Genomic DNA, 16,434 nt, shown 5'->3' with positions numbered 1-16,434 from the left:
TCACGTCGGGCGGGTACCTGCCTGCAGCTCTTCGGTGAGCAGTGCTACCAAGGCCTGGACGAGATGTTCAGTGCGAGCCTCGGCGCCAATTACCGCGACCTCTGTGCTGTGCAAGGTCGGCAATTTTTCAGACGGCCCCAGTATCCGCATCCCTTCCTGCAGGAACGACGCACCCAATGCGGTAATGCCCAACTCGTCTATCACTGCGGCTTGCGCGCTGATCAGGTTGCTAGCCAGACAGGCTGAGGTCAATTCCCTGCGGACAGAGGCCAGGGCATCTATCATGATTGCCCTATACGCGCAGGGTGGTCGCATCACCACCAGGCGTATAGGCTTGACGCTTCGATTTCGTAGTCGTTGGCGGCAATCCATACCAGAGGCTCGCGCCAGATGATTCGCCCCTTTGAGCGTTGGGACCGATTTTTCGCTTAGCAATGACTACGTCCAACTGTCCGGCTTCGTAATCGGCAAGCAGGTCATGGCTCAAACCAGTGGTGAGCTCCAGCTGTATTTCGGGATACAACGAGGTGAAGTGCGACAACAACTGGGCAACTGTGTGGGCACTAGGTTTTCGGAGATACCCAGGCGCAGAGGATCGACGGTTGCCGGCTCCCTGATTTCACGCAAGAAGGTGTCGAAATGCACCATCAACTTGCGCGCGCCAACCAGCAGACGCTCTCCATCAGGGGTCAGTGTCAACTCGCGACTGCTGCGCTCGAACACACGCTGACCGAGTATCTCCTCCAGCCGGATGATCTTCTGGCTCACCGCCGATTGCGAACGGGCTATCCACCTGTGTTGCAACATTGAAACTGCCGGTCTGCACCGCCGCGATAAGCGACCGAAGCTGGTGGATTTCAATTTCGCTGGCTTGCATGGTGAATTCGTCTTTCTTCTGGATGCCATTAGATTTATGCGTTTGAGTTCTGAATTGCAAACTCTGACCATCGAACGCCTTACTCAACGAGGCGTTAAAAATGGCAGACGATAAAGCAGTAGAGATTGTCGAAAGCTTCTGGGTGAAGTCTGGCAGGCAAAAAATCCGCAAGCGGCATCGCGCTTTGTACCCGAAGACTTCGTTATTACTTCCGGTGGAGTCGATATTGTCGGCAGTGAAGCCTTCATTCAATGGATAAGCGTCTTTCTTGCGAAAATCGAAGACTTCGAATTTGGCAGCATCGAGGCGTTCCAGCATTACCGAAGGTACCCGAGTCGCCTTCCGCTGGAAGCTGAGCGGTAAAACCGCGGTTTTATCGGTGCCCGCTCGTGCAACAGCGCCTTTGAGATGCTCGGTACCGCAGTGTGGGAAATTCGACCAGACGGCCTGCTGGCGCACAATTGGGTGGAACGTAACGCCCTGGAAGTCCATCGGGACATCATCGGTTGACATCTGGAGCGGCTGCGCTGCCCATGGATCTCGCCGGAGCTAGGCCTAAAAACACTTGATCAGGGCGCCGCGACCGGCCTCTGGTGCGCGACTAGCGCCGCGCTGAATGGACTCGGTGGGGTTTACGAAGACTGCAACATCGCCACCATTAACGAATTAGAGTTAGGCCACAACGGAGTATTAAACCGGGCAGTCGATATAGAAAATGCCGAACGTCTGTGGACTGTATCGGTACATTGGACAGGACTCACACTGCCTTGATTTGAGCTGTAAAAGTCCTTTATACCGAACAGCTGGTTTCCTTCCGAAATCGCCGGGTAGCCTGACCGGCTACGCCGAAGTGAACCAGGTCTCAAAGGCCATGCAGCCCCAGTTCGATAAACGAGCAAAGTTTCGGTACAAGGCTCATCGGCGTTTTCGGCTGGAGCTTCAGCGCTACGCCAGTTAGGGAGGTCGCCGTTTTGTTTATTGATCATCCACACCTTAGGCGAAAACGTCCAATTCACAACGTTTAACATGCCTACCCCTTAAATACTCACATCTCTTAACGAGCTTGTTCCGCGAAACCTCGTAACTATTCCTCTGAGGGACATCGAGAGACCGCCAAATGAGCATCGTGATCGAGAACCCAGCCTACAACTATAAGGTCGTCCGCCAATTTGTCGTGGCAACCGTGTTCTGGGGCGTCGTGGGGATGACAACGGGGGTGTGGATCGCCTCGCAACTGGTGTGGCCGCAGATGAACCTCGACTTGCCATGGACCACGTTCGGCCGTTTGCGTCCGTTGCATACCAATCTGGTGATTTTCGGGTTTGCCGGTAGCGCACAGTTCGCTGCCAGTTACTATGCCGTCCAGCGCACCTGCCAAGTGCGGCTGTTCTCGGATAACCTCGCCGCGTTCACCTTCTGGGGCTGGCAGTCGGTGATCGTGGTGATGCTGATCAGCCTGCCACTGGGCTACACCACCACCAAGGAATACGCGGAAATCGAGTTTTCCGGCGCGGTGTGGATGACTGTGGTCTGGGTCGCTTATGCCATCGTCTTTTTCACCACCGTAGTGAAACGCAAGACCAAACACATCTATGTCGGCAACTGGTTCTTCGGCGCGTTCATTGTGGTGATCGCGATGCTGCATGTGGTCAATCATCTTTCGATTCCGGTGGGCTGGTTCAAATCCTATCCAGTGTATTCCGGGACGACTGACGCCATGGTGCAGTGGTGGTACGGGCACAACGCCGTGGGTTTCTTCCTGACCACCGGCTTTCTGGGGATGATGTACTACTTCGTTCCGAAGCAGGCAGAGCGTCCGATCTACTCCTATCGCCTGTCTATCGTGCACTTCTGGGCGCTGATCACCCTGTACATCTGGGCCGGTCCGCACCACCTGCACTACACCGCGCTTCCGGACTGGGCTCAGTCGCTGGGCATGGCAATGTCGATCATCCTGCTGGCACCAAGCTGGGGCGGCATGATAAACGGCATGATGACCCTGTCGGGCGCCTGGCATAAGCTGCGCACCGACCCGATCCTGCGCTTCCTGGTCGTGTCGCTGGCGTTCTACGGCATGTCGACCTTCGAAGGCCCGATGATGGCGATCAAGACGGTCAACGCCCTTTCCCACTACACCGATTGGACCATCGGCCACGTGCATGCTGGGGCACTGGGTTGGGTGGCGATGATCAGCTTCGGCGCGACCTACCACATGGTGCCGAAAATTTTCGGTCGTGAGCAGATGCACAGCATCGCTCTGATCAATGCGCACTTTTGGCTGGCCAGTATCGGCACCGTTCTATACATCGCCTCGATGTGGGTCAACGGCATCACCCAGGGGCTGATGTGGCGTGCAATCAACGACGACGGCACGCTGACCTACTCCTTCGTCGAAACCTTGCAGGCCAGTCACCCTGGGTTTGTGGTGCGTTTTGCCGGCGGTGTGTTTTTCCTCAGTGGCATGTTGCTGCTGGCCTACAACGTCTGGCGAACAGTACGGATGGCCGATGCGGCAATGGCGGAACGCGAAGCGCAGATTACTTGAGGGGCGAACTGATGATAATCGAGATTATTTTCAACATTTTTGGAGTGATTTCACTCTGGCTGGCGATTGAATACTCCCTGAAGCACCAGTCAGTGGAGCACATTGATGAGGCAAGTCTGATGCCATTTGCCGACGACCCTGAAGTGGCACAAAGGGTCGAAATGGCGACGGGGTTGACGGTGAAGTCAACCGCAACTGAAACGATGGAGTGGGTATCGGGAAGTCTGTTCGTTTGACCATCATTCCTCTTCCCGATGAACCATGGAAAGCACCTTTCGCCTAGCGTGACTCGTACGGCCACAGTCGACGAAGTCGCAATTCAACTTCATAGCCGGCACTCGGGGTCAGAAAATGACAGACCAGATGCAGCTTTCTCCTGATGAAGCGACACGACGAAATATGGTGCTAATGGGCGTCGGAGTGGTGATTGCCTCCGCGCGGCCCAAAGCAGTTCAGGCGCAAACCACCGCGCCGGCAAAATCCCAAAACGTGACTTCTGCCACCATCACCACCATCGATGACGTAGTTCTTTATTACAAGGATTGGGGTCCGAAAAGCGGTCCGGTGGTGACGCTTAGCCACGGCTGGCCACTCGATTCGGACAGTTGGAAAGGACAGGCATTTTTTCTTGCCTCACAGGGTTTTCGGGTCATTACCCATGGTCGGCGTGGCCACGGGCGCTTCAGTCAGCCTTGGAACGGCAATGACATGGATCACTACGCTGATGACTTAGCCACTGTGATCATTACCCTCAACCTAAAAAACATTGCGGTGATGGGGTTTTCCACGGGCGGTGGCGAAGTCGCTCGCTACATTGGGCGTCACGGTACATCTCGCGTATCGAAAATTTGTCTGATTTCCGCTGTGCCTCCGCTGATGTTGAAAACTGACGCAAATCCCGGTGCTTCACCGATCAAGGTTTTCGACGGCATTCGCGCGGGAATCACCCAAGACCGATCGCAGTTGTTTATAGACATCCCCAGCGGACCGTTTTATGGCTTCAATCACCCAGGAGCAAAACCCTCTCAAGGCATGATCAACTCATGGTGGATGCAAGGCATGGTCCGTGGCTTCAAAAACACCTTTGACACGATCAAGGCCTTCTCCGAAAAGGACTTTACCCAAGACCTGAAGAAATTCGACAAGCCCACATTCATCATCCATGGCGACGACGATCAGATCGTGCCCATCGACGCCGCTGGCCGCGCCTCGAAAAGGCTGGTGCCCAACGCGACTTTAAAGGTTTACCCCGGTGCGCCCCATGGGCTAACCGAAACCCATCGCGAGCAATTAAACAAGGACTTGCTGGCGTTCTTGCATAGCTGATTGGCGTTTCAATGACAGGTGATAAAAATGTCCGACAAATTCCGCCCCATTATTGGCCGCCGCTCCTTTATAGCTGGCGCGGTGATCGCCGCAGCCGCATCCGCACTACCTTCCTTTGCCGACGACAAACCGGCGCCCTCGGTCAAAGAAAAATACGCCGACCCGAAAAATCCGGCGCTGCCTAAATCGTCAATGAAACTCGACATCGCCCACGCGGCGTTGGTCGTCATCGACCCGCAAATCGACTTCATGAGCGATAAGGGCAAAGCCTGGGCGGTTGTGGGTGAAAGCGTAACCGAACAGAACTTGGTGGCCAATTTGCTGCGCTTGTTCAAAGCAGCGAAAGCAGCGAATATCACCGTGGCGATATCACCGCATTACTATTACCCACATGATCACCGTTGGCAGATCCAGGGTCCCGCGGAGCAATTTCAGCACGACATCAAGATATTCGATCGCCCCAGCGCCTTGAGCCTGGAAGGCTTTCTCAACTCCGGCAGTGATTTCATGCCCGAATTCAAACCCTATATTGAGGACAACAAAACCATCGTTTGTTCGCCGCACAAACTGTACGGCCCGCAAGTCAACGACCTGACTCTGCAACTACGTAAGCAGCACATCGACCAAGTGATCCTGGTGGGCATGCTCGCCAACCTTTGCGTCGAATCACACCTGCGCGATCTACTAGAACAGGGCTTTGAAGTCGCTGTGGTGCGCGATGCCGTAGCTGGGCCAAAACTGCCCGAAGGCGATGGCTATCAAGCGGCGTTGATCAATTACCGCTTCATGGCCAACGCTCTGTGGAGCACCGACGAAACCGTCGCGATGCTCGGAGGTAAGGCCTGATTACCTACCGCCGGATTTAGCGAGGGCCGCTAATTTTGACTGTCCAAAGGGGCGCCTGGCAGGTTTCGCGCGTGAGGCAGTTTGTGAAGCAGTTGCCTGGCGGTGCGCAGATCAACGGAGTCGAAACCCTCGCTGAACCGTCGGTAGACTTGCCAAATCAACTCGTAGGCTTCGTTGTTGCGCCCCTGCAAAACGCGCAACCTAGCCAATGTGATAGAAGTACGCAACTCCCAGCCCAAAGCAGTCTGACGATACGCGCAATCCAACGAACGTTGAATACAAGTCTCCGCTCGATCAAAGTCCGGCGTCGATTGTGTTGAATAAATCTCTGCGGCAATGCGTAGCAATTCTGGGGTATCAAATGTTTCACCGTTGTCTTCGACCATGCATTGTGCGCTAACGATTATCTGCCGGGCATTGTCGAACTCGCCCCGGAGTGCCATTCCCTCTGCGAGACTTTTCATGAACATCGTGCTGAGGACTTGATGATTTTCCTCAGTTAATAAAGTCAAGCACTGCTGCAACAAAACTACACCGCAATCCACATGGCCCTGACGAATCATCAAAATGCCTTTAAGCCCCATACCCACGGCCTGATCCGGATTAAGTGCATTTTTGCTGGCGTTGAGTATCAGTTTATCGATAGTACTTTCAGCAGTAGCCCAATCGCCCACCCAGAGAAATACCGTAGACACGTAAATTAAAGAAATGCAGATGGTCACCGGATGTTTTAGATTCTGCGCATCCGCTAGAGCCTGTTGGGCAATCACCACTGCCTGGTCCGGGTAACCCCGCAACCACAAGGTTCGGGCCAGGGACACCAGTGCACGAATCTGATGGTCGTAGCCGAAATAAATAGCATCGCCATGCGGTTGTGACGACACCATGTTCAGCCCGGCCGTACATAGCTGCTGCGCCTGCGCCTGCTGACCAACAAGATGGCAGGAAACCCCCAACATCCATTGCGCCATGGCAATGCCAGCAGGACCGGACACTCGTGTACTGACTTCCATGTTCTGGTGGGCGACTAGCAAAGCGCTCTGAAAATTTCCCACCCGCGTAAAAAAAATGTTGAGCCCCGCCAACAAGCGCAATTGCCGAGGGGCATCGTCGAGACGTATTGCCAAATCAATCCCGCGAATCAAAGCCGTGTGCACCGCCGGGGTGTTGCCGTGAGTGAACATTGAGGAGATGGCGAACGCTTCTAGCAGAATGATTTCCTGCGCACTGCCACCTGCTTCGTCCCGCGCGGATAACGCCTGCTCACTCCATCGCAAGCACTCATTCAGCATCGACAGCCCCAAAAACAGCGGTACCGTTGCCGCAGTAAGGCGGATACCGATGGTCAGATCTCCCGTGTCGGAAAATGACCATTCCAGCGCCGCGCGTATATTACCCAGATGCTCAAGATATCGGTGAGCGTGCTCGTACTCCAGAAAAGTGACAGAGGTCACATCCAGCCGCTCCAACAGTGCAATCTGATAAAGCGCATGCCGTTTGGCTATATCTTCAGCCTCGTCACTCTGCCGCAATTTCTCTAGGGCATAGACACGAGTGGTGTCGAGCAGCCGATAACGCATAGTACGTTCGAAAGATTGAGCCGAGATCAACGACTTCAAAACCAATCGCCCAATCATATCGATGACCTGTGCCTCGTCAGCTCCGGAATCCGACACCACTTCTGTGGCTGTATCGAGAGAAAAACCTCCACTGAGTACCGATAGACGGCGTAGCACCATCGCCTCCATCGAAGACAGGAGACTGTAACTCCAATCGAGCATCGCGTTGAGGGTCTGGTGTCGCGGAAGTGCAGTGCGCCGGCCATTCCAGAACAGACTGAAACGACTGTTCAACAAATCGGCAGTACCCTGGATGCCATATGCTTCGACCCGGCGGGCGCCCAACTCGATGGCCAACGCTATGCCGTCGAGCTTGCGGCAGATATGCGCGACAACTGGCGCATCGTCGTCACTCAGAACAAGGGGAGTACCACCGGCCGAAGCCCTATCTACAAACAATTGAACGGCCGGGAACTCCAACGCATTCGCCGCAGACAGATCGCTTTGCTCTGGCGGGCAAGCCAATGGACACAAGCGATGAACGTTCTCACCTTCCGCTTGAAGAGGTTCACGGCTGCTCGCGAGAATATAAAATTGTCGCGCCTCCCAGAAGAGCCTTTCTGTCAGCGCAGCAACCGCGTCAATCAAGTGCTCACAACTATCAAGAACCAAGAGTAGGCGTTTGTTCTTCAAAAACACCACGAGTTCACGGGTGCTATCCGAGCCTTTGCAGAGGACTCCAAAAGCCGTGGCTAGCGTGCCCACCAATAGCGCAGGATCGGTCACGGAACCGAGATCGAGAAAGTACACAGCCCCCTCGAAGTGCGACAGCAATGTGTGCGCAACTGCAACAGCCACGGTGGTTTTACCCATTCCTCCTGGACCTGTAATGGTGATGAATCGCCGCTGTTTCAGGTTGTTTGCCAGAAAGGTAACCGTATCATCCCGACCGACCATCCTAGTCAAGCGCGGGGGCAGCCCTTCGGCTGACCATGCTTGCATACGTAAAAGTTGCGCTTTGGGCCGGGCCGGATTCGGCAAAATTACAGGAGCAACAAAGCTATAGCCCCGACCAGGAGCGTTGACCACAAAATTGGCGTCCGAGTCGCTGCATGACAGAGCCTTGCGCAAGCCACAGATATGTACTCGCAGGCTACTGCCTTCAACGACCACGTCCTGCCAGACGATCCTAATCAGCTCCCGATTACTCACCACTTTTCCAGCGTTGACGATCAGCACAAGGAGGATATCGAGCGCACGACCACCGATTTCAACGCGGCCCCCTTCTTTCAACAGCAACCGTTTGGCGGGGAAAAACTGGAAATCGCCGAAGCAAATTTCGATCGGAACGAGACGCTGCGCATCCTCAAAATTGAAATTCAGACTATCCATCTTGCAAATACTCACTGCGCAGAAGATAGAAAAGTCTGAAGGAAGACATTCAAGTGGACAGGATTGGGGTTGATCCCGCCGTAACCGAAAGCATCAGACCATCGATTTTTTCGGATCCGTCGAAAATGAACCGCTCAGTATTGCAGTGTAGGGCAGGTCTGGCCCGAACGGGAATCACTTCTATGTTGAGGTGACACCTCAAGTGAGTAGCGAATGAGGGCAGTCAGCATCGAAAATGCCGGACTCCAGTGCACCATAACAGAGCTTTGGGTAGAAAAATGATGGTGTGTTTACGGGGAGGCATAAACCCGCAAAAGACAACGGCCGGTTTCTTTCTGGCAATGTCGGGCTATCTGATCGACTGCGTCGAAGTAAGCCAAAGTAAGCCGGCTCTAATTGTGTGCTACCGCCGATCAGAAGCCTAAAGGAAAATTCGGCAACGCAAGCAAGGCCTGTTTCAATCACAGGGCGGCGGTCACCACACTATTGACCATCCGGCTTCAGCGTCCAGGTCCAATTCACTACTTTTAACGTGCAACCCCCAATTATTCACATCTCTTAACGAGCATGTTTAGCGAAATATCGTAATTATTCATGTTGAAACATAACGAGTGATTGCCAGATGAGCACCTCGATGGAGATCCCCACTTACAACTACAATGTCGCGCCCACTCGTCGTGGCAGCCGTGATCCGGAGTGTCGTAGGAATAGCTATAGAGCAGTGGGTCGCCTAACACCTAACAACTGGTATAGCCGCTGGGGAATATCAACCTGCCGTGAACCCGTTTGGCTGTTGCGTACATCCGGCGTCACAGCCGTCTGCAGTCACAGGTTGGCGGATGTCTGCGCAGCCATTAACCAGCCAGATACCTTTATGAACTTTTTTGCTTGAGTCTTGTTGACGCCCTTGCTTCTCAAGTCACTGACATTACTAGAGTAAATTGTTGGCATACTTTATGGGGTACAAAAGCGAACTTAACGCAAATAAGCCGAAGGACATTGTCATGACTCGTTCAATAGCTCTCGGATTTACCTTATGTGCATTGTTGACCCCGTTGTGCCAAGCGGACCAGGTGATCCGTGAAGTCCCAGACACAACTGCCGGCAAGGGATTCGGTGCCTTGACCGGAATGATGGCCGGTGCGGCAGGCGGCCCAATTGGCGCATTGATTGGTGCTGGCGTCGGCTTTTTCGCTGGCAGTTCGGTGCAGAAAGCCTTAGGCAAGACTGAAACTGCCTATGAAGTGAAAGACGCGCAAGGCGAGATTCGCACAGTGCGCTCACCCAATGCGCGATTTGAAATCGGTCAGCAGGTCACGCGCAAAGGTGCGCGTTTGGTGGCATCCGAATAGTAAAAAAACCGCTATGGGTCTCTCGGCGTCACTGATTCGGCGAGTCATAGGGTGACGGAGCATCATTACGACATGACGTCATTATGACTATCAACATAGTCATTGGAGCCATATTAATGGCGAAAAATAAAATTCCCAACTTTAAGCTTGTCTATTTTTTTTGACCGCATCAGCTGCATTAACACTAATTACATAAGGCGAATTACCTAGAGCTTCTACCTTTGCAATCTCGGGAGGCAACCGTGCCAAAAGTCTTGACGCTCGTCAGTTATACAGTGCTCGTGCTGATGGCCTGCGCGGTCCTCTATGCCGGAGTGATTAGTATTTCTTATTGGACCGGAATAGGCGTATAGGGAGATCGCAATGAATAAACGTCAAACACGCTCGTTCGCGCTGATATCGACGATTATCGCTGCTGTAGTCTTTTTAGGTATGACCGTAGATAGTCACCGACAGTTTCCCACGCTAACCAATGCCCAACAGATCACGCCGCAAGTCACTCGCGGCAAGGATGTCTGGCATGAATACAATTGCGTCAATTGCCACACCTTGTTCGGCGAGGGAGCTTATTACGCCCCGGACCTAACGAAAATCACCCAACAGCGCGGCGCCCCGTATCTCACTGCGTTCCTCAAAGACCCTTCCAAGTTCTATGATGAACAACGCCATCGCCGCCTGATGCCGAACCTGAAACTAAGCGGTGAGGAAATTGCCGATTTGATCGCCTTCCTCGACTGGGTGAGCAAAGTCGATAATCAAGGCTGGCCACCGCGCCCGATTCTGGTCACCGGTGCATCGATCCCCGGCATGGACCTTACCGTGGCACAGCAAAATACCTCCGGCAACCAACCGCCTCCTGCCGCCCGCCCGATATCCGGCAAGGAAGACCCGATGGCCCTGGGTGAGGCACTATTCCGAACAACCGCAACACCGGTCTGCAGCGCTTGCCACTCGATTGCTTCGGGCGTCAACCTCGCTGGGCCATCTCTGGCTGGGTTGGCCAGTCGAGCCAAGCAGATCATTGCCTCGCCTGAATACAAGGGCAAGGCCAAGGACGCCGAAGGCTTCATCCGCGAATCCATCGTCACGCCGAGTGCCCACCTGCATCCGGGCGACATGTTTTCCGCCAACGGTATGTCATTTATGCCGGACACCTTCGCCAAATCGCTGACGTCCGAACAAATCGATCAACTGGTCGCCTACCTGGCGTCGTTCCAGTAACTGAAGGAGATGACTATGCGCTACAGATCTCAATCCGTCGCTTACTGGTATTTCGCAGTTGCCATGGTGCTCTTCGGTCTGCAACTGGTATTCGGCCTGCTCTCGGCGGCGAAATACCTAGGGCCGGACCCACTGCTAAATTTCCTCCCTTTCGATGTCACCAAGTCCATTCACACCAATCTGTTGATCGTCTGGGTGCTGACCGGGTTCATAGGAGCCACCTACTGGATGGTGCCGGACGAGTCCCGTAGTGAGTTGCATAGCACCAAACTGGCCTATATCCAGCTCGGACTGTGGACGGCGATGGGCGTGACCGCTGTCCTTGGATATCTGTTCGGATATGGCACGGGGAACAAGCTGCTTGAACAGCCGCTGCCCCACAAGATTGTGATCGTGATTTGCATGCTGATGTTTTTCTACAATATCGGCATGACGATCAGGAAAGCCGGGCGTTTTACCGCCACCGAAGGCGTACTGCTGCTAGGCTTGGCCAGCGCCTCCGTGCTTTATCTACCGGCGCTTCTGAATTATGAAAACTACGTGGTATCGATTTATTACCGCTGGTGGACGATTCACCTGTGGGTCGAAGGTGTCTGGGAGATGATCCAAGGCGGTTTCCTGGCCTATTTGCTGATCCGTCTGTCCGGCGCTGACCGCGAAGTGATGGAGAAGTGGCTGTATGTCATCGTCGGCCTAGTGTTCATCGCCGGGTTTTTAGGTACCGCCCACCATTATTATTGGATCGGCGTTCCCCATTACTGGCTGCCGCTTGGCGGTTTCTTCAGTGCGCTGGAGCCGGTGGCGCTGGTTGGAATGGCGATTTATGCCTATAACGCAATGCGCCGATCCGGTCTTTCTCACCCCAACAAACTGGCCTTGCATTGGACCCTGGGCAGCGCCGTATTTACCTTGTTTGGCGCTGGCCTCCTGGGTTTGGCCCACACCTTCCCCGACGTCAATAAATGGACTCATGGCACCCTAATTACCGCCATGCATGGCCATGGAGCCTTTTATGGGGCCTATGCCATGATCGTCTTGGCCATGATTACTTATGCGCTGCCGGGCTTGACTCGTCGGCCCGTGGAGGAAAGCAGCATCGGCTATTGGGCGTTCTGGCTACAGTTGGCGGGAATGTTCGGCATGACCCTATCATTTGCCACTGCAGGAATTGCGCAGGTGTACCTGGAACGCATTCTCGGCATGGGCTATCTGGATGTGCAGTTGAAAATTCAGGTGCACTTCCTGATGCTGGTGGCGACGGCGTCGATGTTCACCCTGGGTGTGGGGCTGTTTATCTTCGATTTTTTCCGCCATGCGCCGGATTTCAATGTCGATGAGGCCGATTCGCGCCACCCCTCTCCTCAATCGTCAGGCTCAGCGTTGTGATGGACCGTTCGCTGACACACATGGAGCCCGCACTGCGCCAAGCGGAGCCCTATTACCAGGCTTGTGGCGACGAAGTAGCAATCTTCGAGCAATGCCATGCAGAGCGATTGGCAATCATGCTCAAAGGGCCAACCGGTTGTGGCAAGACCCGCTTTGTCGAATACATGGCCTGGCGTCTCAAACGCCCTTTGATTACCATCTCTTGCCATGACGATCTAAGTGCAAGCGACCTGATTGGGCGTTTTCTGATCGGTCACCAAGGCACCCATTGGGCTGAGGGCCCACTGACCCGAGCCGTGCGCGAGGGCGCGATCTGTTACCTAGACGAAGTGGTCGAAGCGCGGCAAGACACGATTGTCATTCTGCACCCGCTGACCGACCATCGACGCATTCTGCCGCTGGACAAAATCGGCGAGACTCTCGAAGCCTCACCACGCTTTCAACTGGTGGTTTCTTACAACCCCGGCTACCAACGAATTCTTAAGGATTTGAAGCCCAGTAGTCGACAGCGCTTTGTGGCGCTGGATTTTGATTTTCCACCGGCCGAGCGCGAAATCGCCATCGTCATTCATGAAGGTGGGACCGACTACACCACCGCGCACGCGCTGGTCACTCTCGCCCATCGGCTGCGCGCCTTGCAGGACCGGGGTCTGGTAGAGGTCCCCAGTACCCGTCTATTGATCGCCACGGCACTGTTGATCTCCCGTGGTATTTCTGCGCCCATCGCATGCCGGGTCGCGTTGATCTCGCCGCTGTCCGATGACGCGTTACTGGTCGCGGCCATGCGCGACCTCGTCGACCTGACATTTATCTAAATGGCTGAAGCCGAGGACCTCATCACCGACGTCGCGCGTCATGCAACGGCGTATGCCCAGGCGTTGTGGCGTCGTCATCAAGCACCCTCAGACACCACAAAAATCGTCACCCTTGGGGATGTAGCACATCACCTAGATTTACTGATACAGGCAGTTTTTAACACCCACTATTCGCTACGCGTCGCACAACCACCTTTGCCCCCCACTCTTCTGAAAAAGTTTTTTCAGCGTGACGAAAAGCCGTGTCGGCAAAACGCCGTTCCGATGACCGATGGTGTGTCGATATGGCTGCCGGATAATCTGGAAAGCGTCGATGGCACGCTCACGCTGCAACGCTTTAGAACACAGGCCTTGCAACAAGCGATGCGCGCCCAACGAGGCAGCGCCAGCGCCCTGGCGTCCCTCGACAACCCAATGCAGCGAAGCGTCTATCTGCTCCTTGAAGCTTGGGCTGCCGATACGGATCTGGTTCGACTATTGCCGGGGTTGGCACCATCGATCCGTAGCTTACGTAAACATGCCTTGGCGACTCGGCCGCATATCGATGCTTTCCCCACCCCACGCCAGCCGCTGGAAAACCTCCTCCGCTCACTGCTGCGCAGCGAGTACGGCAAACCTCTTGAGGGGCTGGGCATTCCCCAAAAAACGGCCAACTCGCTGCAACAGTCGGAAATCCTTGCGGAACGATACATGTCCGCTGAAGGACCTCCCGGATTCGGCGCTCATCTGCTTCTGTTAGATGCCTGGACCGGCGAACTCCGAGCGCCGTCGGTGCAACAGGAAGTACCACAACTTCCCGGCGAAATTGACACTGCCGACACCCTGCCACACAGCGCGCGCCTTAAACGCCAGCCAAATGTGCGCGATGCTCGTGCAGACGAGGACGAGGATCAGGGGCAAGGCTTGTGGATGGTGCAACCCGCCGAACCGCTGGAAAAGGCAGAGGACCCCATGGGAATGCAGCGCCCTACAGATCGGGATACCACCATAGCCGCTGATGATTTTGCCGAGTCATTAGCCGAACTCAACGAAGCTCGATTGGTGGTCACAGCGGGCCGGGCCAAAGAAGTGCTGCTGTCCGACGTCACGTCACAAGCGCGCGTTCGCCATGCCGCACAGAACCTCGCCAGCAACTCCATCAGCTACCCCGAGTGGGATTACCGCTGCCAGATCTACCATGATCCGGGCACGACCCTGCACCTGTGTCCCGCCTGGGAAGGCCCGCAGCAATGGGTCGAGCGAACCCTCGAAACTCACCGACCGGTGCTCGATGCTATCCGCCGTCAATTCGAAAGCTTGCGAGCCCAGCGCGTCAGGTTGCGCAAACAATTGGAGGGCGACGATATAGATCTGCAAGCTTATATCGACGGATGCGCCGAGGCCCAAGCCGGACTGAACATGCCGCAGGCGCTGTATCAGACTCAGCGCCGTAACCGGCGCGACATGGCAATTATGTTACTGATAGACGTCAGCGGATCTACTGATAGTTGGCTGTCCTGCCACCGCCGGGTAATAGATGTCGAACGTGAGGCGTTACTGCTGGTTTGTCTGGCGCTGGAGAGCTTGGGTGAGCCCTATAGCGTGCTGGCGTTCTCCGGCGAAGGACCGCAGCGAGTCACGATCCGTACTCTGAAAGCATTCGATGAGTGCTACAGCCATGAAGTCGGCCGGCGCATTGCGGGACTTGAACCGGAACTCTATACCCGGTCCGGTGCAGCCCTCCGCCACGCCAGCACGTTGCTCATGTACGAAGGGGCAACACACCGACTCCTGTTGCTACTTTCCGACGGCAAGCCGAACGATGTCGACGAATACGAAGGTCGCTATGGTGTGGAGGATATGCGTTCAGCTGTGACCGAAGCCATGCTGCAAGGTATTCACCCCTTTTGTTTAACCATCGACCGCCAGGCAGCGAATTATCTGCCAGCAATGTTTGGATTGAGGCAATACGCTTTGTTAACCAGGCCGGAATTACTGCCCCGCGTGCTGCTTGAATGGATCAAGAGGCTGGTGATTGCTTGACACTTTATCAACTGATTATCAGGAGATTACGAAGAGTGCCATAGCTGAACCAGCTTTTCATCAACCATATTGCGACCAGAGTCATAACGACTAGCTGGTGTCATCATGACTACATTAGCGGTTTGTCATAATGACTCTAGTTACATTTAAACACCTGTTTTTATTGATATTTATTGTTGGCACACTTTATGAGTGTTTTTTGCCACTCACCATTTTTATCAACAAATGAGGACTTCACAATGCATGACAATTTTGAAGGACGTATCGCTGTAGTGACTGGCGCCAGCTCCGGTATTGGCTTGGCCGTTACTAACCTGTTGCTCGCTCGGGGTGCCAAGGTTGTTACGATGTCACGTCAAATGGGCGGGCTGGAAGAGCTGAAACAGCGCTTTCCTCATCAATTGACGTGGGTCTCTGGAGATGTGACGAAAAAAGAGGATCTCAGCCGGCTGGCAGAACAGGCATCAAACGTAGGCCCCATTCATTATCTTGTCCCTAATGCGGGAATTGCAGAACTTGCCGATGGGTTTGACACTGAAGCATTCGACCGGCAATGGGCTGTCAATGGTGCTGGCGCCTTGAATACACTAGCCCAACTACAAAAACACTTGGCAAAACCAACATCAGTTGTGTTTATCGGTTCTTTTTTGACAAAAATAACGTTTCCGGGCCTTGCAGCCTATATTGCTTCAAAGTCTGCCCTACTGGCACACGTACGTACATTGGCGGTCGAACTCGCACCGAAAGGGATACGGATCAATGTGGTTTCTCCTGGTCCAACTGCCACACCTATTTGGGCAACCTTAGGTCTTCCTGAGTGCGACTTAGTGAAGGTTGCTGGCGAAGTTAACAAACGTCTTCTGGACGGTCAATTTTTAGATCCCTTAGCGGTTGCGGACGTTGTGTTGTTCCAATTAAGTAACGGCGCTAGAAATGTTTATGGTCAAGATTGGGTGGTCGATAGTGGTTATAGTATTCGATAGAAAAATGGACGTCAGCGCTATCCTAAACTCTATCTTAGCTTCCAATGCAACTGACTTATACAACCCTGTTCGTTTTGTCAGTGTTAATTGGTATGCGTCCGGGCATCACG

The 16,434-nt window shown here is 54.2% G+C and carries 15 protein-coding genes; 10 read left to right on the top strand and 5 right to left on the bottom strand.

Features of this window, described 5'->3' with window-relative positions; translation table 11 throughout:
* From NL64_RS30825 to NL64_RS30810, 4 genes are read right to left on the bottom strand one after another with little or no spacing between them, the layout of a single operon-like run.
* Positions 1–285: a hypothetical protein gene (locus tag NL64_RS30825; RefSeq protein WP_253277124.1), complete on the bottom strand. Its 285-nt coding sequence runs from the start codon at positions 283–285 to the stop codon at positions 1–3.
* Positions 286–292: 7 nt separating this feature from the next.
* Positions 293–523, bottom strand: a complete 231-nt coding sequence (locus NL64_RS30820; RefSeq protein ID WP_253277123.1) for a hypothetical protein — start codon at positions 521–523, stop codon at positions 293–295.
* Positions 484–768, bottom strand: a complete 285-nt coding sequence (locus NL64_RS30815) for a LysR family transcriptional regulator (RefSeq protein ID WP_253277122.1) — start codon at positions 766–768, stop codon at positions 484–486. Before NL64_RS30815 ends, NL64_RS30820 begins: the two co-directional genes overlap by 40 nt.
* On the bottom strand, positions 683–1,390 hold the full coding sequence (locus tag NL64_RS30810) for a hypothetical protein (protein WP_253277121.1): 708 nt from the start codon (positions 1,388–1,390) through the stop codon (positions 683–685). Before NL64_RS30810 ends, NL64_RS30815 begins: the two co-directional genes overlap by 86 nt.
* 604 nt (positions 1,391–1,994) lie before the next feature.
* Here NL64_RS30810 and ccoN point away from each other — a divergent pair.
* From ccoN to NL64_RS27400, 4 genes are all read left to right on the top strand, one after another.
* Positions 1,995–3,422: a cytochrome-c oxidase, cbb3-type subunit I gene (gene ccoN, locus NL64_RS27415; protein ID WP_034151197.1), complete on the top strand. Its 1,428-nt coding sequence runs from the start codon at positions 1,995–1,997 to the stop codon at positions 3,420–3,422.
* Positions 3,423–3,436: 14 nt separating this feature from the next.
* On the top strand, positions 3,437–3,658 hold the full coding sequence (locus NL64_RS27410) for a hypothetical protein (protein ID WP_034151229.1): 222 nt from the start codon (positions 3,437–3,439) through the stop codon (positions 3,656–3,658).
* Positions 3,659–3,821: 163 nt separating this feature from the next.
* Positions 3,822–4,748: an alpha/beta fold hydrolase gene (locus NL64_RS27405; RefSeq protein WP_437176937.1), complete on the top strand. Its 927-nt coding sequence runs from the start codon at positions 3,822–3,824 to the stop codon at positions 4,746–4,748.
* Positions 4,749–4,940: 192 nt separating this feature from the next.
* Positions 4,941–5,594: a cysteine hydrolase family protein gene (locus NL64_RS27400; protein ID WP_253277131.1), complete on the top strand. Its 654-nt coding sequence runs from the start codon at positions 4,941–4,943 to the stop codon at positions 5,592–5,594.
* Between the two features lie 29 nt (positions 5,595–5,623).
* Here the strand turns inward: NL64_RS27400 and NL64_RS27395 are convergent, their stop codons facing one another.
* On the bottom strand, positions 5,624–8,545 hold the full coding sequence (locus NL64_RS27395; protein WP_052321323.1) for an ATP-binding protein: 2,922 nt from the start codon (positions 8,543–8,545) through the stop codon (positions 5,624–5,626).
* 1,004 nt (positions 8,546–9,549) lie between these two features.
* Here NL64_RS27395 and NL64_RS27390 point away from each other — a divergent pair.
* From NL64_RS27390 to NL64_RS27365, 6 genes are all read left to right on the top strand, one after another.
* Positions 9,550–9,897, top strand: coding sequence for a hypothetical protein (locus tag NL64_RS27390; protein ID WP_034151194.1), 348 nt, complete (start codon positions 9,550–9,552; stop codon positions 9,895–9,897).
* Positions 9,898–10,260: 363 nt separating this feature from the next.
* Positions 10,261–11,118: a c-type cytochrome gene (locus NL64_RS27385; protein ID WP_034151193.1), complete on the top strand. Its 858-nt coding sequence runs from the start codon at positions 10,261–10,263 to the stop codon at positions 11,116–11,118.
* Positions 11,119–11,133: 15 nt separating this feature from the next.
* The gene (locus tag NL64_RS27380; protein WP_034151192.1) at positions 11,134–12,504 is read left to right on the top strand and encodes a cbb3-type cytochrome c oxidase subunit I; all 1,371 of its coding nucleotides are present in this window, start codon (positions 11,134–11,136) and stop codon (positions 12,502–12,504) included.
* Positions 12,504–13,319, top strand: coding sequence for a CbbQ/NirQ/NorQ/GpvN family protein (locus tag NL64_RS27375; RefSeq protein ID WP_080758157.1), 816 nt, complete (start codon positions 12,504–12,506; stop codon positions 13,317–13,319). The genes NL64_RS27380 and NL64_RS27375 overlap by 1 nt, the downstream gene beginning before the upstream one ends.
* Positions 13,320–15,341, top strand: coding sequence for a nitric oxide reductase activation protein NorD (locus NL64_RS27370; protein ID WP_034151191.1), 2,022 nt, complete (start codon positions 13,320–13,322; stop codon positions 15,339–15,341).
* A gap of 239 nt (positions 15,342–15,580) precedes the next feature.
* Entirely contained in the window at positions 15,581–16,324 is a 744-nt protein-coding gene (locus NL64_RS27365) for an SDR family NAD(P)-dependent oxidoreductase (protein ID WP_034151190.1), read from the top strand.
* The last annotated feature ends 110 nt before the right edge of the window (positions 16,325–16,434 follow it).

Origin of the sequence: Pseudomonas fluorescens (assembly GCF_000802965.1) — a bacterium.
In the GTDB taxonomy this organism is placed as follows: Bacteria; Pseudomonadota; Gammaproteobacteria; order Pseudomonadales; family Pseudomonadaceae; genus Aquipseudomonas; species Aquipseudomonas fluorescens_A.
Note: the sequence above shows the minus strand (reverse complement) of the source record. Positions and strands in the feature narration are given on the sequence as shown.

What these genes read in the sequence shown, in the direction of transcription:
- NL64_RS30810 (WP_253277121.1), bottom strand. Translation starts at nt 1,390, where the DNA reads ATGTCAACCGATGATGTCCCGATGGACTTCCAGGGCGTTACGTTCCAC.
- ccoN (WP_034151197.1), top strand. Translation starts at nt 1,995, where the DNA reads ATGAGCATCGTGATCGAGAACCCAGCCTACAACTATAAGGTCGTCCGC.
- NL64_RS30825 (WP_253277124.1), bottom strand. Translation starts at nt 285, where the DNA reads ATGATAGATGCCCTGGCCTCTGTCCGCAGGGAATTGACCTCAGCCTGT.
- NL64_RS27370 (WP_034151191.1), top strand. Translation starts at nt 13,320, where the DNA reads ATGGCTGAAGCCGAGGACCTCATCACCGACGTCGCGCGTCATGCAACG.
- NL64_RS27380 (WP_034151192.1), top strand. Translation starts at nt 11,134, where the DNA reads ATGCGCTACAGATCTCAATCCGTCGCTTACTGGTATTTCGCAGTTGCC.
- NL64_RS27365 (WP_034151190.1), top strand. Translation starts at nt 15,581, where the DNA reads ATGCATGACAATTTTGAAGGACGTATCGCTGTAGTGACTGGCGCCAGC.
- NL64_RS27395 (WP_052321323.1), bottom strand. Translation starts at nt 8,545, where the DNA reads ATGGATAGTCTGAATTTCAATTTTGAGGATGCGCAGCGTCTCGTTCCG.
- NL64_RS27385 (WP_034151193.1), top strand. Translation starts at nt 10,261, where the DNA reads ATGAATAAACGTCAAACACGCTCGTTCGCGCTGATATCGACGATTATC.
- NL64_RS27375 (WP_080758157.1), top strand. Translation starts at nt 12,504, where the DNA reads ATGGACCGTTCGCTGACACACATGGAGCCCGCACTGCGCCAAGCGGAG.
- NL64_RS27390 (WP_034151194.1), top strand. Translation starts at nt 9,550, where the DNA reads ATGACTCGTTCAATAGCTCTCGGATTTACCTTATGTGCATTGTTGACC.
- NL64_RS27400 (WP_253277131.1), top strand. Translation starts at nt 4,941, where the DNA reads ATGAAACTCGACATCGCCCACGCGGCGTTGGTCGTCATCGACCCGCAA.
- NL64_RS27405 (WP_437176937.1), top strand. Translation starts at nt 3,822, where the DNA reads ATGGTGCTAATGGGCGTCGGAGTGGTGATTGCCTCCGCGCGGCCCAAA.